Origin of the sequence: Burkholderia sp. AU4i, from assembly GCF_000466765.1 — a bacterium.
Taxonomy (GTDB): domain Bacteria; phylum Pseudomonadota; class Gammaproteobacteria; order Burkholderiales; family Burkholderiaceae; genus Burkholderia; species Burkholderia cepacia.
Window position 1 is genome coordinate 54,632 of sequence record NZ_ASSI01000040.1, and the last position, 19,553, is coordinate 74,184.

21 protein-coding genes are annotated in these 19,553 nt (G+C 63.7%); 12 read left to right on the forward strand and 9 right to left on the reverse strand.

All coding sequences use genetic code 11. The features are described 5' to 3' along the window. Positions 1-291: 291 nt before the first annotated feature. The gene (locus L810_RS08240) at positions 292-693 is read left to right on the forward strand and encodes a hypothetical protein (protein WP_021157904.1); all 402 of its coding nucleotides are present in this window, start codon (positions 292-294) and stop codon (positions 691-693) included. Between the two features lie 120 nt (positions 694-813). On the opposite strand, the gene L810_RS08245 is transcribed toward L810_RS08240, so the two are convergent. Together L810_RS08245 and L810_RS08250 are read right to left on the reverse strand one after the other, a co-directional pair. Beyond that, entirely contained in the window at positions 814-1,833 is a 1,020-nt protein-coding gene (locus L810_RS08245) for an AraC family transcriptional regulator (protein ID WP_021157905.1), read from the reverse strand. Positions 1,834-1,848: 15 nt separating this feature from the next. Beyond that, a complete protein-coding gene (locus L810_RS08250; protein ID WP_042973776.1) occupies positions 1,849-2,301 on the reverse strand; it encodes a GNAT family N-acetyltransferase in 453 nt (150 codons plus the stop codon). 662 nt (positions 2,302-2,963) lie between these two features. Between L810_RS08250 and L810_RS08255 the strand changes: the two genes are divergently transcribed. The 5 genes from L810_RS08255 (at position 2,964) to L810_RS08275 (ending at position 7,529) form a co-directional block, all read left to right on the forward strand. Continuing rightward, positions 2,964-3,809, forward strand: a complete 846-nt coding sequence (locus tag L810_RS08255; RefSeq protein WP_042973805.1) for an ABC transporter permease — start codon at positions 2,964-2,966, stop codon at positions 3,807-3,809. Further along, entirely contained in the window at positions 3,796-4,647 is an 852-nt protein-coding gene (locus L810_RS08260) for an ABC transporter permease (RefSeq protein WP_021157908.1), read from the forward strand. The genes L810_RS08255 and L810_RS08260 overlap by 14 nt, the downstream gene beginning before the upstream one ends. Continuing rightward, positions 4,644-5,675: an extracellular solute-binding protein gene (locus tag L810_RS08265; RefSeq protein WP_021157909.1), complete on the forward strand. Its 1,032-nt coding sequence runs from the start codon at positions 4,644-4,646 to the stop codon at positions 5,673-5,675. Before L810_RS08260 ends, L810_RS08265 begins: the two co-directional genes overlap by 4 nt. 370 nt (positions 5,676-6,045) lie before the next feature. After that, a complete protein-coding gene (locus L810_RS08270) occupies positions 6,046-6,396 on the forward strand; it encodes an H-NS histone family protein (protein ID WP_021157910.1) in 351 nt (116 codons plus the stop codon). Between the two features lie 848 nt (positions 6,397-7,244). Next, positions 7,245-7,529, forward strand: coding sequence for a helix-turn-helix domain-containing protein (locus L810_RS08275; RefSeq protein WP_230950883.1), 285 nt, complete (start codon positions 7,245-7,247; stop codon positions 7,527-7,529). Between the two features lie 186 nt (positions 7,530-7,715). On the opposite strand, the gene moaD is transcribed toward L810_RS08275, so the two are convergent. The 5 genes from moaD to fdhD all read right to left on the reverse strand — a co-directional run bounded on the left by moaD (position 7,716) and on the right by fdhD (position 12,058). Next, positions 7,716-7,973, reverse strand: coding sequence for a molybdopterin converting factor subunit 1 (gene moaD, locus L810_RS08280; RefSeq protein WP_021157913.1), 258 nt, complete (start codon positions 7,971-7,973; stop codon positions 7,716-7,718). A 52-nt stretch (positions 7,974-8,025) separates the two neighbouring features. Then, a complete protein-coding gene (locus L810_RS08285; protein ID WP_021157914.1) occupies positions 8,026-8,598 on the reverse strand; it encodes a molybdenum cofactor biosynthesis protein MoaE in 573 nt (190 codons plus the stop codon). A 46-nt stretch (positions 8,599-8,644) separates the two neighbouring features. Further along, positions 8,645-9,769 carry a GTP 3',8-cyclase MoaA gene (gene moaA, locus L810_RS08290; protein ID WP_042973807.1) on the reverse strand — a complete coding sequence of 375 codons (1,125 nt, stop codon included), beginning with the start codon at positions 9,767-9,769 and terminating at the stop codon, positions 8,645-8,647. A gap of 205 nt (positions 9,770-9,974) precedes the next feature. Beyond that, positions 9,975-11,189 carry a molybdopterin molybdotransferase MoeA gene (locus tag L810_RS08295; RefSeq protein ID WP_021157916.1) on the reverse strand — a complete coding sequence of 405 codons (1,215 nt, stop codon included), beginning with the start codon at positions 11,187-11,189 and terminating at the stop codon, positions 9,975-9,977. After that, positions 11,189-12,058, reverse strand: coding sequence for a formate dehydrogenase accessory sulfurtransferase FdhD (gene fdhD, locus L810_RS08300; protein ID WP_042973777.1), 870 nt, complete (start codon positions 12,056-12,058; stop codon positions 11,189-11,191). The genes L810_RS08295 and fdhD overlap by 1 nt, the downstream gene beginning before the upstream one ends. A gap of 425 nt (positions 12,059-12,483) precedes the next feature. On the opposite strand from fdhD, the gene L810_RS08305 reads away from it, so the two are divergent. From L810_RS08305 to L810_RS08325, 5 genes are all read left to right on the forward strand, one after another. Next, a complete protein-coding gene (locus L810_RS08305; protein ID WP_021157919.1) occupies positions 12,484-13,884 on the forward strand; it encodes a cytochrome ubiquinol oxidase subunit I in 1,401 nt (466 codons plus the stop codon). A 3-nt stretch (positions 13,885-13,887) separates the two neighbouring features. After that, on the forward strand, positions 13,888-14,895 hold the full coding sequence (gene cydB, locus L810_RS08310; protein ID WP_021157920.1) for a cytochrome d ubiquinol oxidase subunit II: 1,008 nt from the start codon (positions 13,888-13,890) through the stop codon (positions 14,893-14,895). 163 nt (positions 14,896-15,058) lie between these two features. Next, positions 15,059-15,979: a bestrophin family protein gene (locus L810_RS08315; protein ID WP_021157921.1), complete on the forward strand. Its 921-nt coding sequence runs from the start codon at positions 15,059-15,061 to the stop codon at positions 15,977-15,979. A 72-nt stretch (positions 15,980-16,051) separates the two neighbouring features. After that, complete coding sequence (locus tag L810_RS08320; RefSeq protein WP_021157922.1) at positions 16,052-16,645, forward strand: SMI1/KNR4 family protein; 594 nt, start codon at positions 16,052-16,054, stop codon at positions 16,643-16,645. A 34-nt stretch (positions 16,646-16,679) separates the two neighbouring features. After that, positions 16,680-17,066 carry a VOC family protein gene (locus L810_RS08325; RefSeq protein ID WP_021157923.1) on the forward strand — a complete coding sequence of 129 codons (387 nt, stop codon included), beginning with the start codon at positions 16,680-16,682 and terminating at the stop codon, positions 17,064-17,066. A gap of 22 nt (positions 17,067-17,088) precedes the next feature. On the opposite strand, the gene L810_RS08330 is transcribed toward L810_RS08325, so the two are convergent. Continuing rightward, positions 17,089-17,400 (reverse strand): hypothetical protein, encoded by a 312-nt coding sequence (locus L810_RS08330; protein ID WP_042973779.1) that lies wholly within the window; start codon positions 17,398-17,400, stop codon positions 17,089-17,091. 514 nt (positions 17,401-17,914) lie between these two features. On the opposite strand from L810_RS08330, the gene L810_RS08335 reads away from it, so the two are divergent. Beyond that, complete coding sequence (locus L810_RS08335) at positions 17,915-18,325, forward strand: VOC family protein (RefSeq protein WP_021157925.1); 411 nt, start codon at positions 17,915-17,917, stop codon at positions 18,323-18,325. Positions 18,326-18,438: 113 nt separating this feature from the next. On the opposite strand, the gene trpS is transcribed toward L810_RS08335, so the two are convergent. After that, a complete protein-coding gene (gene trpS / locus L810_RS08340) occupies positions 18,439-19,452 on the reverse strand; it encodes a tryptophan--tRNA ligase (protein ID WP_021157926.1) in 1,014 nt (337 codons plus the stop codon). Between the last annotated feature and the right edge of the window lie 101 nt (positions 19,453-19,553).

The window sequence follows — 19,553 nt, forward strand, 5'->3', positions numbered from 1 at the left end:
ATTTACCGTTGACGCCGGACGGCGACTTCGCGCGAACGCCCGACGCCCGATGCCCGTCATGGACAGGATCGCACCGACAGACGCGAGCGTCGAATGCCGGCCTCGGTCGAAGCAGCGGCCCTCCGGTCGTGGAGTAGTATTCCCCCCATGTCCGGGTTATTGTTCTGCCTCTCTGGCCTACGGCCGGCCCGCCCATGGCGGGGGCAGCAAGCTCGTTGAAGGGTGTGGAAACTGCTTCAACGATACGTGTGGCGGCGTTGGCCATGACAACGGCATCGACGGGAATGCATCATGTCAACCGAGTGGAAGCACCGCGTCAGACTGTTTATCCAGCGCTTCTGGCAGCCGACCAGTGCGTGCATGACCTGCATGCCGGGGAGCTGGGGCAACATCATGAGCGTTGCCCACTGGACTATCGCATTTCATACAGGTCTGCTTACCGGACTTCTGGCCGTCCTTTTGACGTTCACGCCCGTGGCGAAACTCTATGCGCATCGATACGGCAATGCGCTGATCGTCGGTTGCCTGACGACGTTGGGAGACGCCTACTCGCACACGAGCCACTACCGCATCCCCTATCTCGAGCACATCGTGACGGGCGCAATTTCAGGTCTCCTGACGCTGGCGGCCTCCTATCTCCTCGAAGACCGCGCGCGACGCCTTCGGGCGGTATGGGCGCGGGTATTCGGATAGCTTGTCCGTTTCATCGGAGCACGCCAGGAAATCCGCCGACGAATGCCCTCTGTGTCGTGGCGTAAGGGCCGAGGTCAGAAGACGGCCCTCGTGACGGGCGCCTCGTCGGAAATGTCGCGATCATTCAGGTGACAATCTTGACCATCGTTTCATTGCGCGACTGAATGCGGAGGAATTCTTATACCCCAATCTGGCTGCTATCTCCTTGATTGTGTATTCCTTTTCCGCAAGATACCGCGACGTCAGATCTTGTCGGACAATATCATACAGGTCGCTAAACGATGTCCCCATTTCCTGAAGCTTCCGCTGCAAACTTCGCATTGACATTCCAAGCTTTCTGGATTGTTCCGCGATATCCTGGCACGTAGGGTCGTCATACATAAGAGCGAGCAGCCGCCCGATGAGGTCGGACGGAACCCAGTGCGCCAGTTCAAATTCACGCTTCGCGCATGCTTTCCTTGCGACTTCGAATTCGATCGGATGGGCGAGCGGAAGGGCAGTCTCCAGCACCGATGAGCTGAATTCGAGGTAATTTTCGTCGGCCTCGAATTCGATGGGGCAGTCAAAATATTCGGCGTAAGAACTCGCGTGTGGCGGCTCGGGAAAAACAAACCCTATTCTGGAAAAAACGGGATTGTGTCCGATCAAATCGCGTATCTGTCGACGTAAAGCGGTAAATACCATGTCGGTATTTACGACAAGCAGGTCGGTACGATAGGTATAGCCGCCGACTATAATCCTCGCAGTCTCGCCTATTGTGGTTATCCGGATTCTGAAATAACTGATCCCGAGCAACGGGTGCTCGAAGCCCATGCGCAGCGCATCGCCCAACGTCGGGCTCACCAGCATTGCGTGGCCGCGCAGGCCGTACGACGTCACCGGGATCGCATATCCGATATGCAGTCCGATCGCGCTGTTGCCGGTCGCTTCCAGCGCATTCGCAAACAGGACCATTTCCTGTGCATGCGTCACCATTGCACCGGGCCGCTCGATGTCAGCAGGAGAAATGCCGGTGCCTTTCAGCAGGACGTCGACCGGAACACCCATGCGCTTCATCAAATCGAGCGTGATGAAGATGGTGTGCAGTGGCGCTGGACATTGCGCAGCAGTGCGGCGAATCGCGTCGGCTACCGGCTTCATTCGACTCCTTGGATTCTAGTCCACAAGCAACTTTGTAAATACGACCTGACACCCGTACTCGTCCAATTCGCCGCGCTTCCACCCAAGACGCTGGTAAAAGCCATCGGCCCGCGAGCCTGGATCGGTCACAAGGGTGACATGATTCACTCCCTTGTCTTTCAGCCATGTAAGCGCACGGGCAAGCAGCTCGCGGCCGATGCCGACACCATGGAACCGCGGTGCCACAAACAAGGCCGAGATGAACGGCGTCTCGGTGATGACCGGCAGACAGACCCCGGCGACCTCGTCGCCACATTCACAGATCCAGCCACCGCCCTGCCTGATTTTCTCGATCAGGAGGTTGCGGTTCAGAAGATGAACCTGGTGGGGATGGATTCTATTCTCGCTCACGGAGAATCGCACATCATAAAAAGCGCCGACGTCGCGCTCGGTCATCGGTCGGTATTCTAGCTGCTCAGCAGTGGCCATGTTTTTACCGTCTCTCTTCTCGTTATGTGAAATTTGCGTGGCGAAACTCGGATAACTATCTCACGATTTTTGCAAATTCTCCAACGAACGTGATCGCAGGTGTCAGATAGCCGTGCTGGTCAACGAAGCACTATAACGAACATCCGTCAACAGAATTATTGTGAGTGTTATTGAGCCAGTTGAAGTGCGTCGCTTGTTGTTCGCTATGGAGTAGTTGGGGCTGCATGGAAACCGTGGCATCCACGCGTTCGCTCCGGAGGCTGGAGTCAAGCGATTCTGCCGGCGACGTCGTCGCACACCCCGCGAATTACCGGTTTGGCGTCGGCGCATGGCGCTGTGCACCGTGACCGAATATTTAGACGAAATATTCGGTTAGCCCCGAATATTGTGGATGGCGCCCTCAGTAAGACTCGAGCGCGGGAATTTCTATATATGCAATAATCCGCAATAAAATACATTTCCTCAAATTTATAATGGAAATGGCACACAGGGATAACACATTGGCGTGATCGGCACACATGCCGACTATAAATGATGCCATCGATTTGGTACGCTTCTTGCCAATCGAACTGAATGATTTGAGGTAGTTGGCAGTGCGCCGAGTCCGAATACTCAATCTGCTGAAATCATGGCGGCCAATGGCCAGGCCGACGGCGCTCGTCATGATCGCGGGCGTTGTCCTTCCGATGATCGTTCTGGCAGTGGTCTCGCTCAGTGCACCGCGCGACTTCGGCGGCGTCTCGTGGGGCGACTTCACTGCCGGCGCATATGAGCGGATTGTCTTCGATCGGGACTGGGATGGGGGACGCGTCCTTCAGCAGGGATATCTCGCCATTTTCATCAGGTCGATGACCATGGCCGTACTGACCACCGCGGGATGTCTGCTGATCGGGTTCCCGACGGCGCTGTTCATGGCGACGCGCTCCCTGAAGTGGAAGGCCGCGTTGCTGATCCTGATCACGATCCCGTTTTGGACCTGCGTCGTCGTCCAGATGTACGGATTGATCATCGTCATTGCGGACGACGGCCTCTTGAATCAGATGCTGTCCCGAGCCGGCCTCATGCATGGCCCGCTCGGATTGCTCTACACCGATCTTGCGACGCTGATCGGTCTCGTCTATGCGTTCACGCCGTTCATGGTCCTGCCGATCTTCGCTGCGCTTGATGACTTCGACTGGCGGTTGGCAGAAGCGGCCTACGATCTGGGGGCACACAAGCCGGCGGTGCTGGTCCATGTCGTCGTACCGTGTTGCCGTCCGGGCATCATGGCAGGAATCGGGCTCGTCTTCGTTCCGGCGCTGGGTTCCTATACGATCCCGGGTCTGCTCGGCGGTAACCACGCTTTCATGATCGGCAATCTGATCGACTTCCAGTTTGCCGGCGGACGGGATTGGCCTTTGGGCGCCGCGATGTCGTTCGCATTGCTCGCCGTTGTGCTTCTGGCGATGCTCGCGTCTCGACTCGGTTCGCTGTTCCAGCGGCAGGAGCGCATTCATGATTTCGCCTGAACTGCGCCGGTTTCCGCTGACCGCAACGATCGCGTGCGCGGTGCTGGTGTTCCTCTATCTGCCGATGCTGACCGTGATGGCGATGAGCTTCAACGTCGGCCCGTCGGCCCTCATATGGGACGGGTTTGGCATTCGAGGTTACGTTGAGGCCTGGTCCGATCCGACACTGGTCCGTGCCGCGAAGAATTCACTGTTGCTGGCGCTGGCGTCGACGGTGCTCTCCACCACGCTCGCGACGAGCGCGGCGGTCGCCTGGTGGTCGAGAAGTGAGCGGCGTGGTTTCGATTCGGTCGGACTCGTCATTGCGCTTCCGCTCGCGATACCTGAAATCGTGCTGGCGATCGCGACCATGATGCTGTTCTCGATGTTCGAGTCAGAGCTTGGATTCGGCGCCGTTCTGTTTGCTCATGTGGTGTTCAGTGTGCCGCTTGCCTATCTGCCGATCAGAGCAAGACTCAAGACGATCGATCGCACGCTGCTCGAGGCGGCCGCGGACCTGTCGGCCACGCCATGGGCTGCATTTCGGCAAATTACCGCGCCTTTGGCGCTACCCGGCATCATCGCAGGGGCTTTGCTGTCATTCGTCGCGTCGATGAATGATTACGTCACCAGCTACTTTCTCGCCGGCGCCGGCATGACCACATTGCCGATGTATATCTTCGGTGCATTGAAGATCGGAATCACACCCAAGGTCAGCGCCGTGTCAACCGTCGTCATCGGCCTCTCGACAATACAACTGACGGTAGTCTGGATCATCGGTGCTCGAGGTAAAAGAAGATCCCGAGCCGAGCAGTCCGAAATACACCACGCCAATCTCCACGCAATAGGAACAGCATGAAAAAAACAATCGGTGCGATGTTGCTTCTTGCCGCTGTCACGACCCAGGCCGCCGAGCTGCATATCGGAAGCTGGCCGAACATCCTGCCTGTCAATTTGCTCAAGAAGTTCCAGGCTGATACCGGCATCGAGACGACACTCGACACCTATGCGAGCGATGCAGCGCTGACCCAGAAACTGCAGGCAGGAGGAGGGGGGTACGACGTTGTGGTCGCCGGAGACTACTACGTTCCGGTGCTCGTGAAGTCGGGCCTTCTGCTCAAGCTCGACAAGCGCAAGTTGCCGAATGTCGCAAACATCAAGCCCGAGTACCGTCATCCGTCGTTCGATCCCCAGCGGGACTACGCGATGCCCTTCACGGTCGTCCTGACCGGGTTTGCTTACGACAGCGCGCGTGTGCCGGGCGGACGCCTCGACGATAGCTGGAAGTCGTTCTTCGAGCCCCCCGTCGCACTTCGCGGCGAGGTCGGCGATCTGGACGTCGAGGAGGAACTGTACATGGCAGCGAGCTGGTATCTGGGACAGGATGAATGCACCGAGCGCCCCGACGATGCGAAACGCGTCCTCGACGTGCTGCAGAAGCAGAAGCCATTCGTGAAGACCTATAGCAACGACGGAACGGTCGATCGTCTCGCTTCCAGGCAAATCATCGTTCAGCACGTCTGGAACGGTGCGGCTGCGCGAGCACAGGATCGCTTGCCGACTATCCGATTCGTGTATCCGAAAGAGGGCGTCCGACTGTTCATGGACAGCCTGCTTATTCCGGCAAAAGCGCGAAATGTCGACTCGGCCTACAAGTTCATCGACTGGATGATGCGACCCGAGAACATCGCGCTGGTGACGAACGCGCTACGGTACAGCAACGAGATTACCGGATCGGAGCGCTACATCGATCCTGCACTGCATGACAATCCTGCGATCAAGACGCCGGAGCAGTATAAGGATCGACTCAAGCCTTACAAGATGTGTTCACCTGCAGCGATTCAACTGCGTAACAAGGTGTGGCTGAAGCTGAAGGGAAATCAATGAAGCGCGCTGAACGTCGATGGCGTCCCGGATGACCAGATCCGCTCTGGCAGATGCGGAGTCGACCGTGAACGAGGCGCGCCGCGCAAGCGCGCCAGCGACTGCCTCTGCCAGAATCACCCAATGCGGTCGTCGTCCCCAGCGGGGATCGAACACCAGGGCACGGAGCCGGTAATCTGTCGCCGGCCCTGCCTGTGTTCGGCGACTCGCGAGATCTCGGCGCAGGCGGTTTGCGATCCCGCTCTCGATCGCGCTTTTGATTCCATACGGGTGTGGTGCGTCTGATTCATATAATTCGCATACCTATATTTAATGATCGCAACATCCGAGAACCAAGGCGAGTGCCTGGCTCTCTTCTCTTCGAGAATACGATATGCAAAGCTACCGTGATTTGAAAGAGCAGATTCAGGAACTTCAAAAGCAGGCTGAGCTTGCTCGCACTCAGGAATTGGCGAGTGCGGTCAAGGAAATACAAAAATTGATCGAGGAATTCGACCTGATGCCGGAGGACCTGTTCTCTGAGCGCAAGCTCAAGCTGCGTCGCGGCAAGCGTCGCGGCCCGGCCACGGTAAAGTATCGTGATCCGGAGTCGGGCGCCTTATGGAGCGGGCGGGGACGAGAGCCTCGGTGGATCGCCGGCCGAGCAAGGGAGCAGTTCCTGATCCACCGGTCGAATCGGCTCGCGGAGCCGGCGGCATCATCGGCAGCCGACGCACTGAGTTGACTTGCCATGCCATCGTCCGTCGTCACGCATCATCCCGAATACGGTCGTTGGCCGCTGAGTGCCGGTCCGGTTCATGCATAGGCTTGTGCCCTGCCATGTCCATATCCTTGTTGCTCGACCGAATTCGCGTTGCGTCGGGACGCATTCGTGCTCGGGTTTCGAGTTGCATTTCCGCGGCGAATCGCAAGCCAATCGGCCCTCAATCGTCGAGCGTTCTTGTCGAGGATCCGAGCGGGGCCGATGTGGTCCTCGCCGCTACCATTTCTGCCGTCAGAGCGGAAGCGAGTGTCTCCGAACTCGAAAGTCTCGAAGTTCGGCACTCGAGGCTGCCGACCGCGCATTTTCCGAGCACTCGCGCTCACATAGACCTGATCGGCTCACGTGTCCGGAAAGCTCAGTTCCATGCCGCGCGTGCCCGCGCCCACGCCAACGCTGCGGTTCTGATTTTCATGGGTGGAACGGAGGATCAGTTGGGTTCGCCGTTGGAAGACCTCAAGCGCCACGCGGAGCAAGCGAAACAGGCACAAGTACTCGCAAGTGATCTCCTGGAAATTTCGCTCACGTTAGAGCGCAGGGAAAAATCTCGTTCCCCGCGATGCCGATGAAGACGCATTTCAAAGTCCGGCCTCTCGGAGTCAGGGGCGTACGCGTGTTCTCTTCCGTTGCATGAAGTGATTCCGCGAGGGAACGCATGTGAGCTTGGCCCGGACCGACAACGGCGCTGGCAATGTCCGCTGCGCTACGATAGTCGTGCCCGCGCGAAGCTTGAATCACGTCGCGGCCACGAACCCCGTCATACCGCTGCGCACATTGGCGTCGGCCGCGAGGCGTCGTTCCGGCTCCGTCGCATGGATGCGATCCCATGCAAGTCCCTTGGGAGTCATCGGCCGGTGCCAAAGCGGCGGAATCAGCGCGACGACCGGCGATTGGCCGACGACGGAACGTCGTATCGAGAGATCCTCGAAAGCGTGCGCCACGCGCTGGCGGTTGAGCGCGTGAAGTCGGGAAAGCTCGGCCTGCAGGAAATTGCATTCCTGCTCGGCTACGACAGTCTCGGGAATTTCCGCCGTGCACTCATCCGCTGGGAGAGCATGTCGCCGTCCGAATTTCGTTGGGCCGAACCCCGTTCGTGAAACATTGCCAGCGACGGGCCTGTCCTGGTCGGGGCCGATTGCGATGATGCGCGTTGCCTGCGGAACCGGACGGCATCTGCGCGTACGCATCGGGCTGACGGAACCCGGGATCGGTATCGCGAAGGGCAAGCAGCCGCCGCGCGCCGGCCCGTATCCGGCACCGGCGGGATCCCGCCCGTCGCGACGTCACCCGCCCGTCACCGGCGGGAAAAACGCGACCTCGCTGTCCTCCCGCACGACGAATTCACCCGTCACCATCTCGAGGTTGACGGCCGCGCGCACGGGCCGGTCCATCCGCAGCGCGTCCGCGCTGCGGGCGTCGCGCGCGGCCAGCGTGCTGCGCAGCGCGTCGACGGTGAGTTCGCGTGCGTCGACCTCGACGGTTTCCTCGTCGCGCTCTAGTTGTTCGCGAATGCTTGCGAAGTATTTGATCGTCAGTTTCATTGCGATGTCTTGAATGGAGTCGGCGGAATCGGAAAACGCGCGGCGGACCGGCTCAGCCCCAGCGCCGCATCGCCTGGTCGTCGTGCGCCTTCGCCTCGACCCAGCCGGATTCGCCGTCGTGCCGGATCTCTTTCTTCCAGAACGGCGCGTGGGTCTTCAGGAAGTCCATCAGGAATTCGCACGCATCGAACGCGCACGCGCGATGCGCGGCGGCCACCACGACCAGCACGACGGCCTGGCCGAGCGGGATGCGCCCGACGCGATGCACGATCTTCACCGCTTCGAGCTGCCAGCGCGCGCTGGCTTCCTCGACGATGCTCCACAGGGCCTGCTCGGTCATCGTCGGGTAGTGCTCGACCTCGAGCGCGACGACATCGTCGACATCACCTTCGTTACGCACGACCCCGAGAAAATTCACGACCGCGCCGACATTCGGATTGCGAACGATCGGCGCAAGCTCCGCGCCTGCGTCGATCGGTGCGTACTGCACGCGCACTTCGAAGCCGGCGGTAATCGCGGGCGGCGGTTCGTGGTGCGGGTCGGCCGCATCGACGGGAGGCGGGTGGCCGCCGGCACGCAACGGATCGTCCGGCAGCCCAGCAGGGGATTCGGTGAAGGTCGTCATGACTGGTTCTCCATTTGGCGGCGCGTGCGGTGTCGCGCGGCGGCCCTCAGCCGCCGACGAGCGACATGCGCACGGTCGGATAGGTCTTGCCCGGCACGCGGGCCGGCCGCGCGGCCCGGCGCTCGGAATAACGATCGTCGCGGTGCGTCCAGCGATCGCGCACGGCGGCGGCGAGGTCGGCGCTCGACGCCGCTTCGTCGAGCCACGGCCGCAGGTCGGTGCCTTGCGTCGCGAACAGGCACGTATAGAGTGTGCCGTCGGCCGACACGCGGGCGCGCGAACAGGTGCCGCAGAACGGATGCGACACGCTCGCGATGAAGCCGACCTCGCCTGCACCGTCGATGTGCGCGCAACGGATCCCGGTCGCATCGTGCGCCGGTTCGCCGACGAGCACGAGCGGATAGTGCGCATCGATCAGCGCGCGCATCTGCGCGGCCGGCACGACCTTGTCGCCCGACCAGAAGCTCGCGCCGCCGACATCCATGTATTCGATGAAACGCACGGCCACGCCGGTATGCCGGAAGTGCCGCACGAGCGGCAGGATCTGGTCGTCGTTCACACCGCGCTCGATCACCGCGTTGACCTTGACCGGCGCGAGCCCGGCCGCCTGCGCGGCCTCGATGCCGGCCAGCACGCGCGACACGGGCACGTCGGCGTCGCTCATCCGGCGGAACATCGCGTCGTCGAGCGCATCGAGGCTGACGGTCACGCGCGACAGGCCCGCGTCGCGCAGCGAACGCGCCTTCGCGGCCAGCAGCGAGCCGTTGGTCGTCAGCGCGATTTCGACGGGCTTGCCGTCGACGGTCGTCAGCGCGGCGAGGCGTTCGATCAGCGCTTCGAGGTTACGGCGCAGCAGCGGCTCGCCGCCCGTGATGCGGATTTTTTCGACGCCGAGCGACGTGAACGCGCGGGCGATCTTTTCCAGTTGCGTGAACGACAGCCGCTCGGACGACGGCATGAACGCATAGTCGGCGCCGAAGCTCTCGCGCGGCATGCAGTAGCCGCAGCGGAAATTGCACTGGTCGATGACGGACAGGCGCAGGTCGCGCAGCGGGCGGCCGAGCGTGTCGGTCGGGCGGGGGAAGGCGCCGGGCGATGCGCCGCCGGAAGCTGCGGCGGCGGCCGGCGCGGCGGAAACGATGGCATTCACGATCGGTTCGTCGGCCTGCATGAAGTAAGCGAAGGGGCGGCGCCGGTCGGCCGTGCGCATGCCGAAATGGCGGCGCACGGCGCGTGACGAGCCTCATCGTGAGGATAGTCCGCCGGGTTTTTCCGGCAGGGACACAATCGCGCCCGAATTGCAGGAATACAGTTCGCGGCGCGGGACACGCGGCGCATGCGCGGCAGCGGCAGCGGGCGCGAGTCGGGCGTCGCGCTCATGCGAGCCACGGCGCGAATTCGTAATACGGTACCGCGTCGCCGTTCGCGATGCGTCGCCCGGCCGGCAGACGGGCCAGCCCGCTCGCCTGCACGAGCGACTGCAGCGTGCCGGCGCCTTGCTGGCGCAGCGTATCGAGGACGGGCATGCCGTCGAGGCCGACCGTGCAGTGCACGCGCACGAAGCGCTCGCGCTGCGCGTCCGGTTCGAAGTCGCCGTCGATCGGCAGCGACGGCACGATCGGCAGGCGTGCGGCGCGCCCCTGCAGGCGGCGGATCAGCGGCGCGACGAACAGCGCGAACGCGGTCATCGCCGCGCCGGGGTTGCCGGGCAGCAGCACCACCGGCCGCGTGTCGAGCCGCGCGAGTGCAACCGGCTTGCCCGGCTTCATGCGCACGCCAGCGACGATGAACGATGCGCCGAGCGCGTCGAGCGTGGGGCGCAGCAGATCCTTGTCGCCGACCGACGCGCCGCCGACGCAGATCACCAGGTCGCAGCCCGCGTGCAGATCGCGTAGCGCGCGATCGACGGCGGATGCGGTATCGGCGGCATGCACGCTCATCGCGACTTCGGCGCCGGTGCCCGAGACCAGCGCGCCGAGCATCGGCGCATTGCTGTTGTAAATCTGTTGCGGCGCACGCGGCTCGCCGCACGCGACGAGTTCGTCGCCGGTTGTCAGGATGCCGACGCGCAGCGCCGGACGCACGTCGATACGCGCGAACCCTTGCGCGGCGGCCACGCCGACATGCATCGCACTCATGCGCACGCCGGCCGGCACGAGGAGGTCACCGGCGCGCACTTCCTCGCCCCGGCGGCGGATGTGCGAACCGCGGCGCTGCGGCGCGTCGAACGCGACCCGGCCGTCCTGCTCGTGCGCATGCTCCTGCATCACGACGGTGTCCGCGCCGGGCGGAATCAGGCTGCCGGTGAAGAGGCGCGCGGCCGTGCGCGGGGCCAGCGGCGCCGGCATGTCGCCCGCATAACAGCGCTGCGCGACGTGCAGCGGCTCACCGAGTGCGAGATCCGCGTGACGCACGGCGTAGCCGTCCATCGCGCTCTGGTCGGCCGGCGGCTGGTCGAGCCCGGCGGCGAGCGGCGCGGCCAGCACGTGGCCTGCCGCTTCGGCGACCGGGACGGACAGGGTGGCCCCGAGCGGCGCGAACGCGCTCGCGAAATGCTGCTGCGCGGTATCGAAATCGGTCAGTGGTTTCATCAGGAGAAGTCCGGGTGTGCTTGCGCAAGCGCCGGTTGGTCGGGGTGAACGGCGTCGGGCGACACGTACTCGACGAAGCCGTCGTTGCGGCAGAAGCCGAGCAGCCGCACGCCGGCTTCGCGGGCGACGTCGATCGCGAGCGACGTCGGCGCCGAGATCGTCGCGATCATCGGGATGCCGACCCGCGCGGCCTTGCGCACCAGTTCGTAGCTCGCGCGGCTCGACAGGAACACGAAGCCGTCGTGCAGGTCGGCGCGGCGCCGGGCGAGCCGGCCGATCAGCTTGTCTAGCGCGTTGTGGCGGCCGACGTCCTCGAACACGTCGAGCACGGCGCCGTCCCGGTCGCACCATGCGGCCGCGTGGATGCCGCCGGTTTCGCGCATCAGCGTCTGATGGGCCGGCAGCGTGCGCGCGGCGCGTGCGATCGCGTTGGCGCCGATGCCGGCGGCCGTACCGGCGGCGGCGATGCGCGGCGGGTGCAGGTCGAGCTGCGCGATGCTTTCGATCCCGCAGACACCGCAGCCGGTGCGGCCGGCCAGCGCGCGTCGGTGCGCCTTCAGCGCCATGAACGCCTGCTGCGACACGGTCAGGCGCACTTCGGCGCTGCCGGGCCGGCATTCGCTCTCGATGTCGAACACGTCCGACGCACGCTCGACGATGCCTTCGCTGAGCACGAAGCCGAGGCCGAACGCGTCGAGGTCGATCGGGGTCGCCATCATGACCGTGTGTGCAATACCGTTGACCACGAGTGCAACCGGCGTTTCGTCGACGACGCGATCGACGGTGTCGCGCACTTCGCCGGCACGGTGACGTGTCACATGACACGCGGTGCTGCCGGTCGGCTCGTCGCGGCGGATGCAGGACTCCATGCGGTTTCTCCAGGCGGATCGGCCGGCGGGCCGGCCGGGTCGGGCGCGTGCGCCGGACCAGGGGAATCGGGGCTGCCGGGCGGGCGCGGCCGAGAGGCGCGCCGTGGCCGCGGGCAGGCGTTGCATCGGATGTTAACGGGGATGAACAGTGCGCCCGATGTACAGCGCCGCAGTGCGGAAAGCAGTACAGCTGAACGTCCCGCCGGCGCGAAATGTGTTTTCCGTACACACATCTTCGGCAACGGAAGCAGCACAGTTTCAGCGCACGTTCGAACGATTGCGAGTATCGTTGCAAACGCGATATCGTCATTCACGCTCCGACGCCATGCGAGTGACCGTCTTGTATTCGCATGTGTCTTCGGCAAGCCGTCGCGCGATTTCCTGCTTCGGGCGGACGTCCTCACAAACACGAGCAAATTACGGTCATGGAAATCTTCGATGCGTTCCATCTCGCACGATTGCAATTCGCATTCACGGTGTCGTTCCACATCGTGTTTCCCGCGATCAGCATCGGTATGGCGAGCTTCCTGGCGGTGCTGGAATGGCGCTATCTCGTCACCGGCGACGCCGCCTACAAATCCATGTTCCAGTTCTGGTCGAAGATCTTTGCGATCGGCTTCGGGATGGGCGTGGTCTCCGGCGTCGTGATGGCGTACGAATTCGGCACGAACTGGGCCGGCTTCTCGCGCGTCGCGGGCAACATCACGGGCCCGCTGCTCACCTATGAAGTGCTGACGGCGTTCTTCCTCGAAGCCGGCTTCCTCGGCGTGATGCTGTTCGGCTGGCAGCGCGTGAGCCCGCGCGCCCACTTCTTCGCGACGCTGATGGTCGCGGTCGGCACGCTGATCTCGACGTTCTGGATTCTCGCGTCGAACAGCTTCATGCAGACGCCGCAGGGCTACAAGATCGAGAACGGCCTCGTCGTGCCGGTCGACTGGTTCAAGGTCGTGTTCAACCCGTCGTTCCCTTACCGTCTCGTGCACATGACGATTGCGGCGTTCATCGTCGCGGGCTTCATCGTCGCCGCGTGCGGCGCGTGGCACCTGCTGAAGGGGCGCCGCGACGAGCCGGTGAAGCGCAGCTTCTCGATGGCGCTGTGGATGCTGCTGGTGCTTGCGCCGATCCAGATCGTCGTCGGCGACGCGCACGGGCTGAACACGCGCGAATACCAGCCGGCGAAGATCGCGGCGATCGAAGGGCTGTGGGAAACCGAGAAGGGCGGCACGGCGCTGAACCTCGTCGGGCTGCCCGACATGCAGGCCGAAACCACGCGCTATGCGATCCAGGTGCCGCACCTCGGCAGCCTGATCCTCACGCACAGCTGGGACGGCGAGATTCGCGGGCTGAAGGAATTCCCGCCGCAGGACCGACCGTACTCGCCGATCATCTTCTGGACGTTCCGGATCATGGCCGGCCTCGGGATGCTGATGCTGCTCACCGCGCTGCTCGGGTTGCTGCTGAGAAAGGGCGGGCGCCTCTATGAAACGCGCTGGTTCCAGTGGTTCGTGGTCTGCATGGGGCCTTCCGGCATCGTCGCGCTGCTGGCCGGCTGGATCACGACCGAGGTCGGGCGGCAGCCGTGGACCGTGTACGGCGTGCTGCGCACCGTCGATTCCGTCTCCCCGCTCAACGCTCAGCAGGTCGGCGTGTCGCTGCTGGTCTTCGTGGTCGTGTACTTCCTGGTATTCGGAACAGGTATCTACTACATGATGAAACTGATGAAGCGCGGGCCGGCTGCCCAGGCCGGGTATATCGAGCTGCACCGGCATCCGGGGCTGCGCAAGAGTGCGCTGTCCACGCCGCTGAACGTGACCGAAGCGGAGTAAGCCATGCAAATCGATCTTCCTGTCGTGTGGGCCGCGATCATCGGCCTCGGTGTATTCATCTACGTGATGCTGGACGGCTTCGATCTCGGCATCGGCCTGCTGTTTCCGTTCTTCGATGCGAAGGCCGAGCGCCAGGTGATGCTCGACACCGTCGCGCCGGTGTGGGACGGCAACGAGACGTTCCTGGTGCTCGGCGGCGCGGGGCTCTATGGCGCGTTCCCGGTCGTCTATTCGACGCTGCTGCCCGCGAACTACCTGCCGCTGGTCCTGATGCTGGTCGGGCTGATCTTTCGCGGCGCGGCGTTCGAGCTGCGCGCGAAGGCCACCCGCACGCAACACATGTGGGATCTCGCGTTCATCGGCGGCTCCGCGCTCGCGGCGTTCTGCCAGGGGATCGTGCTCGGTTCGCTGCTGCAGGGGATCAAGATCGTGAACAACCAGTTCGCGGGCGGCCCGTTCGACTGGCTGTCGCCGTTCAGCCTGATGTGCGGGATCGGCGTGCTCGTCACGTATGCGACGCTCGGCTGCGGCTGGCTGATCCTGAAGGTCGACGGCGAGTTGCAGCGCAAGATGCGGCTGCTGATGAAGCCGCTCGCGGGCGTGCTGCTCGCCGTGATGGGCGTGGTCAGCCTGTGGACCGTGATCGGGCTGCCGGCCGTCGCGCACCGCTGGTTCGGCAGCGGCAACCTGGGCTGGTTCCTGCCGGTGCCGATCCTCGTCGTTGCATGCGTGTGGGGCATCTTCCACTCGGTGAAGCGCGCGCACGAGGCCACGCCGTTCCTGCTCACGCTCGCGCTCGTGTTCCTCGGCTACACGGGGCTCGTGATCAGCATCTGGCCGAACATCGTGCCCCCGTCGCTGTCGATCTGGGACGCATCGTCGAGCCATTCGAGCCAGAAGTTCGCGCTGATCGGCACCGTGATCGTGCTGCCGATCATCCTCGTGTACAACGCGATGCAGTACCGCGTGTTCCGCGGCAAGGTGCGCGAGGGCGACGTCGGTTATCACTGAGCGCCGCATGATGTGACGGGCGCGGCGCGCGCGGGCGTATCATCTCGCGCAGCACGACGCCCGGCCCGGCATCCACCCGACAGCGGCCCGCCACGCGCGGGCCGCTGCGCATCGGGCGCCGGCGTGCCGTATCGCGTATTTCCCTGGCAGTCGAGAAAACACCATGATCGTCCGACCACGACAAAACTGGCTCAGGATGCTGTTCGTCTGGAACGGCTCCGTGCTGCAATCGATCATTCCGCAGCTCGTGTTCATGGCGATCGTCAGCACGCTGGCGGTCTTCACGAACGGGCGCATCTTCGGCGAGAAGATTCCCCTCAATACCGCGCCGTTCACGCTGTTCGGGCTGGCGCTCGCGATCTTCCTCGCGTTTCGCAACAACGCGAGCTTCGAGCGGTTCAAGGAGGCGCGGCATCTGTGGGGCAACCTGCTGATCGCGGCGCGCGCGCTGACGTCGCAACTGAATCGCTACCTGCCCGACAGCGTCGGCGACGCCGAGCGCGACCGGCTTGCCGACCTGCTGATCGCGTTCACCTATGCGCTGAAGCATCAGCTGCGTCATACCGATCCGACACAGGACCTGCAGCGGATCCTCGGTGCGGAACGCACCGCCGCGCTCGCGGGCAAGTGTTTCAAGCCCGTGGCGATCCTCGACGAGTTGCGCGGCAGCATCGTCCGCGCGCTGGGCCGCGCGCCCGGCAGCGACGCGACCTGCTGGATGTTCGAGGCGCAACTCGACGAGCTCGGCAAATCGGTCGGCGGTTGCGAGCGCATCCTGTCGACGCCGATCCCGTTCTCGTACAGCGTGCTGCTGCATCGCACCGTGTATGCGTATTGCGTGCTGCTGCCGTTCGGCCTCGTCGATTCGACGGAATTCTTCACGCCGCTGATCTGCGTGTTCATCGCGTACACGCTGATCGCACTCGAGGCGATCGCGAACGAGGTGGCCGAGCCGTTCGGCCTCGCGCCGAACGCGCTGGCGCTCGATGCGATGGCACGCACGATCGAACGGTCGGTGCTCGAACTGGGCGATCGCCCGCTGCCGGAGGAATTCGTGCCGGCGTCGACGTATCAGATCACGTAGGTGAGTGCGCGGAAGGGGGCGGGCCGTGTCGGGCGCTAGAATGGCGCTGGCCTGTTCCTCGGATCTGACGCAATGACCCTCGTCGACACCTATCTCGCCGGCCTGCGTGCCGTGCTGCCCGACACCGACAACGCGGCGCTCGCCGCCGCCACGGGCGCGACGCCCGAGCAGCTCGACGCGCTGCGTGCCGCGTATCCGCAGTGCCCGGCCAGCCTGCTCGAACTGCTCGGCAAGCTCGACGGCACCTACTGGCGCGACTACGGCGGCACGACGGTCAACGTGCTGGTGCTGGGCTCCGACGTCCACGAATACCCGTATTACCTGCTGTCGGCCGCGCAGATGCTCGAGGAAGGGGCGAAGTACCGCGACAGCATCGCCGAGATCTACGGCGACGACGCGAACGACGACGGTGAACTCGTCGACCCGCGCATCGACATCGCGCTGCCGATGGGCCGGCGGCTGTGCTTCTCGCATTGCATGAACAACGGCGGCACGTCGCAGCTCTACATCGACTTCGAGCCGGCGGCGGGCGGCAAGGTCGGGCAGGTCGTGCGCTTCCTGCACGATCCCGACAGCTATGCGGTGATCGCCGACGACTTCGACGGTTACCTGCGCCAGCTGATCGACGGCGGTTATGCGTTTGTCATCGATTTCGACGAAGAATAGCGGCGGCGACGGCTGCTATTTCAGGGAGGTTGAAATGCGAATCTACGTGACGAGTATTTTTGTCGACGACCAGGACAAGGCATTGACGTTCTATACCGACAAGCTCGGTTTCAAGCTGAAGAACAACGTGCCCGTGGGCGGGTACCGCTGGCTGACCGTGGTGTCGAAGGACCAGCCGGACGGCACCGAACTGCTGCTCGAGCCGAGCAACCATCGGGCGGTCGGGCCTTACAAGCAGGCGCTGTACGAGGACGGCATTCCGGCGGCATCGTTCCAGGTCGACGATCTCGATGCGGAATTCGCGCGGCTCAGGGATCTCGACGTCCATTTCACGCTGGAGCCGATGGACGCGGGGCCCGTGCGCGTCGCGATCGTCGACGATACCTGCGGGAACCTGATTCAACTGATGCAGATGAAGTGACGCCGCGCCGCTCGAGGTTGATCTACACGATGTTGTCCAGTGCCTTGACGTCTGCAATTCGAGGGTCGGTGATCCAGAGCGCATCGATCATCTGAAACACCAACGGGGCCAGCGGCGTACCGATGACCTGCTCCCGGGCAAGCGCGAATTCAAACAGGTCGGAAATATCGACACCCCGTTCCGCGGCGTTCACGACGGAGACAGGACCGCCTCCCTCGCGCGGAATATAGATCAATGAAACCAGGACGCGGTCGGCGGGCCCGGCGCTTTCTCCCCAGTCGCCCAACACGAGGCCGATGATCGGCGGATGGTCCGGCCTGTTCCGGGTGCCCATTGGATGAAGTAGACGCCAGCCACTGAATCGTCTTGATGCAGTTCGCCCGTGATTCTCCTCGTCTCGCTACCACAACACGCACAATTGAAAGTGGATGCTTCACCCGGGTACGTGTGTATCGATTCGTCGGCTGACATTGGGCGGGGTTCCGAAAGTAGTTGCAGGTCGAAGGCGACGGTTCCTGCGGGAATTCGCGCGGTTCTCCTATCCAGGACCAGGCTCGCGGACAGGAGAACCGCCGAAATGAAGCCAATCAAGAAACCGGGTCACCGACCTCGAAGTGCTCCACCAATGTGCTCGGAAGGACGTCGTCCGTGGATCGCATGCGAAACGATAACGGGGTGCGCGGGCGCGGCATCGGCGGAGTGGACCAAGGGACGGCCCGCTACCGCCATGAACGACATCACGCGTGACAGCGTCGCGTGTGCAGGTATCGCCCACGAGCGGCAGCGTGGCTTCGGCGCGAATTGTCGCGCTCATGTAGACTCGTGTGCCCTTCAACGGAGTAGATGCAATGCAACTGCTTGATCATGTGTCAATCAGCGTGCCGGATATCGAACTGGCGCGCCCGTTCTACGATGCCATCATGGCCGCGCTGGGCGCGGCCAGGGTCTATGACCGGGGCACCGCACTCGGCTACGGCGAACGCTGCAATGCGAACGACACCGCATCGACCTTTCTCGCGATCTACCTGGATCCCGCCGAAATCGGCGTGAGCAAGCGGCACTGGTGCTTCAAGGCCGCGAGCCGCGCACAGGTGGACGCGTTTTTCGAGGCCGGCCTCGCGACGGGCGGGCAGTCCGACGGTGAGCCCGGCTTGCGGCCGCATTATCACGGCGACTACTACGGGGCGTTTCTCGTCGACCCGGCCGGCAACCGGGTCGAGGCGGTGTGCCACGCGTCCGTGCCGGCGCACGCATCGTGACGAGAGGCGGTTGCAGCGACGCACGCACGCGCACCTGATGGGGTGATCGCCACGCGCCGGCCCGATACTGTCCGGCGCGCGGCGCGCGTTCACGCATGCGCTGCCTGCACCGCTCAATCGAAGTAGTTCAATCCCATCGCCCCCTTCACCTCCGCGAGCGTCGCGCCGGCCACGTCCCGCGCGTGCATCGTGCCGCGCTTCAGGATCGCCATCACCTCGGCCTTGTCGGCCTCGAATTCGCGGCGGCGCGCGCGGATCGGCTCGATCAGCGCCTGCAGCCGCTCGTTCAGCACGCGCTTGACGACGCTGTCGCCGAGCCCGCCGCGACGGTAGTGCGCCTTCAACTCGTCGACCTTCTGCACGTCGGACTCGAACGCATCGAGGAACGTGAACACGACGTTGCCCTCGACCTGGCCGGGATCGCTCACGCGCAGGTGGTTCGGGTCCGTGTACATGTCCTTCACGGCCTGCGTGATCTCGTCCGGCGTCGAGCCGAGCGTGATCGCGTTGCCGAGCGACTTGCTCATCTTCGCCTTGCCGTCGATCCCCGGCAGCCGCGTGACCGCCGACAGCACGGCCTCGCATTCGACCAGCACGGGCTGGTCGACCGTCGCGTTGAAGCGGCGCACGAGTTCGTTGGTCTGCTCGATCATCGGCAGCTGGTCGTCGCCGACCGGCACGTGCGTCGCCTTGAACGCGGTGATGTCGGCCGCCTGGCTCACCGGGTAGGTCAGGAAGCCGGCCGGGATGTCGCGCTCGAAACCGCGCAGGCGGATCTCTTCCTTGATGGTCGGGTTGCGTTCGAGGCGCGCGACCGTGACGAGGTTGAGCAGGTATTGCGACAGCTCGGCGAGTTCGGGCACCTGCGACTGCACGACGATCGTCGAGATTGCCGGATCGATGCCGACGGCGAGATAGTCGAGCGCGACTTCGATCACGTTCTCGGTGACGCGCTGGCGGCGGCCCATGTTGTCGGTCAGCGCCTGCGTGTCGGCGAGCAGCAGGAACTGCTTCGCTTCGTGCTGCATCTGCACGCGCGCGCGCAGCGAGCCGATGTAGTGGCCGAGGTGCAGCGGGCCGGTCGTGCGGTCGCCGGTGAGGATGGTCGGTCGGGTCGGGTGGGTCATGTTGGTCGTTGCTCCGGGTTATCGAAGCCGCCAGCCATGACGTCTGCGCAGAAACGCAAATGCCGCCATGGCTGGCGGCATCACGTTTGGGACATGCAAAA

Excerpts from the sequence above, each read along its gene's own strand:
- L810_RS08240 (WP_021157904.1), top strand. The coding sequence starts at position 292 with ATGTCAACCGAGTGGAAGCACCGCGTCAGACTGTTTATCCAGCGCTTC.
- L810_RS08245 (WP_021157905.1), bottom strand. The coding sequence starts at position 1,833 with ATGAAGCCGGTAGCCGACGCGATTCGCCGCACTGCTGCGCAATGTCCA.
- L810_RS08250 (WP_042973776.1), bottom strand. The coding sequence starts at position 2,301 with ATGGCCACTGCTGAGCAGCTAGAATACCGACCGATGACCGAGCGCGAC.
- L810_RS08255 (WP_042973805.1), top strand. The coding sequence starts at position 2,964 with ATGATCGCGGGCGTTGTCCTTCCGATGATCGTTCTGGCAGTGGTCTCG.
- L810_RS08260 (WP_021157908.1), top strand. The coding sequence starts at position 3,796 with ATGATTTCGCCTGAACTGCGCCGGTTTCCGCTGACCGCAACGATCGCG.
- L810_RS08265 (WP_021157909.1), top strand. The coding sequence starts at position 4,644 with ATGAAAAAAACAATCGGTGCGATGTTGCTTCTTGCCGCTGTCACGACC.
- L810_RS08270 (WP_021157910.1), top strand. The coding sequence starts at position 6,046 with ATGCAAAGCTACCGTGATTTGAAAGAGCAGATTCAGGAACTTCAAAAG.
- L810_RS08275 (WP_230950883.1), top strand. The coding sequence starts at position 7,245 with ATGGATGCGATCCCATGCAAGTCCCTTGGGAGTCATCGGCCGGTGCCA.
- moaD (WP_021157913.1), bottom strand. The coding sequence starts at position 7,973 with ATGAAACTGACGATCAAATACTTCGCAAGCATTCGCGAACAACTAGAG.
- L810_RS08285 (WP_021157914.1), bottom strand. The coding sequence starts at position 8,598 with ATGACGACCTTCACCGAATCCCCTGCTGGGCTGCCGGACGATCCGTTG.
- moaA (WP_042973807.1), bottom strand. The coding sequence starts at position 9,769 with ATGCAGGCCGACGAACCGATCGTGAATGCCATCGTTTCCGCCGCGCCG.
- L810_RS08295 (WP_021157916.1), bottom strand. The coding sequence starts at position 11,189 with ATGAAACCACTGACCGATTTCGATACCGCGCAGCAGCATTTCGCGAGC.
- fdhD (WP_042973777.1), bottom strand. The coding sequence starts at position 12,058 with ATGGAGTCCTGCATCCGCCGCGACGAGCCGACCGGCAGCACCGCGTGT.
- L810_RS08305 (WP_021157919.1), top strand. The coding sequence starts at position 12,484 with ATGGAAATCTTCGATGCGTTCCATCTCGCACGATTGCAATTCGCATTC.
- cydB (WP_021157920.1), top strand. The coding sequence starts at position 13,888 with ATGCAAATCGATCTTCCTGTCGTGTGGGCCGCGATCATCGGCCTCGGT.
- L810_RS08315 (WP_021157921.1), top strand. The coding sequence starts at position 15,059 with ATGATCGTCCGACCACGACAAAACTGGCTCAGGATGCTGTTCGTCTGG.
- L810_RS08320 (WP_021157922.1), top strand. The coding sequence starts at position 16,052 with ATGACCCTCGTCGACACCTATCTCGCCGGCCTGCGTGCCGTGCTGCCC.
- L810_RS08325 (WP_021157923.1), top strand. The coding sequence starts at position 16,680 with ATGCGAATCTACGTGACGAGTATTTTTGTCGACGACCAGGACAAGGCA.
- L810_RS08330 (WP_042973779.1), bottom strand. The coding sequence starts at position 17,400 with ATGGGCACCCGGAACAGGCCGGACCATCCGCCGATCATCGGCCTCGTG.
- L810_RS08335 (WP_021157925.1), top strand. The coding sequence starts at position 17,915 with ATGCAACTGCTTGATCATGTGTCAATCAGCGTGCCGGATATCGAACTG.
- trpS (WP_021157926.1), bottom strand. The coding sequence starts at position 19,452 with ATGACCCACCCGACCCGACCGACCATCCTCACCGGCGACCGCACGACC.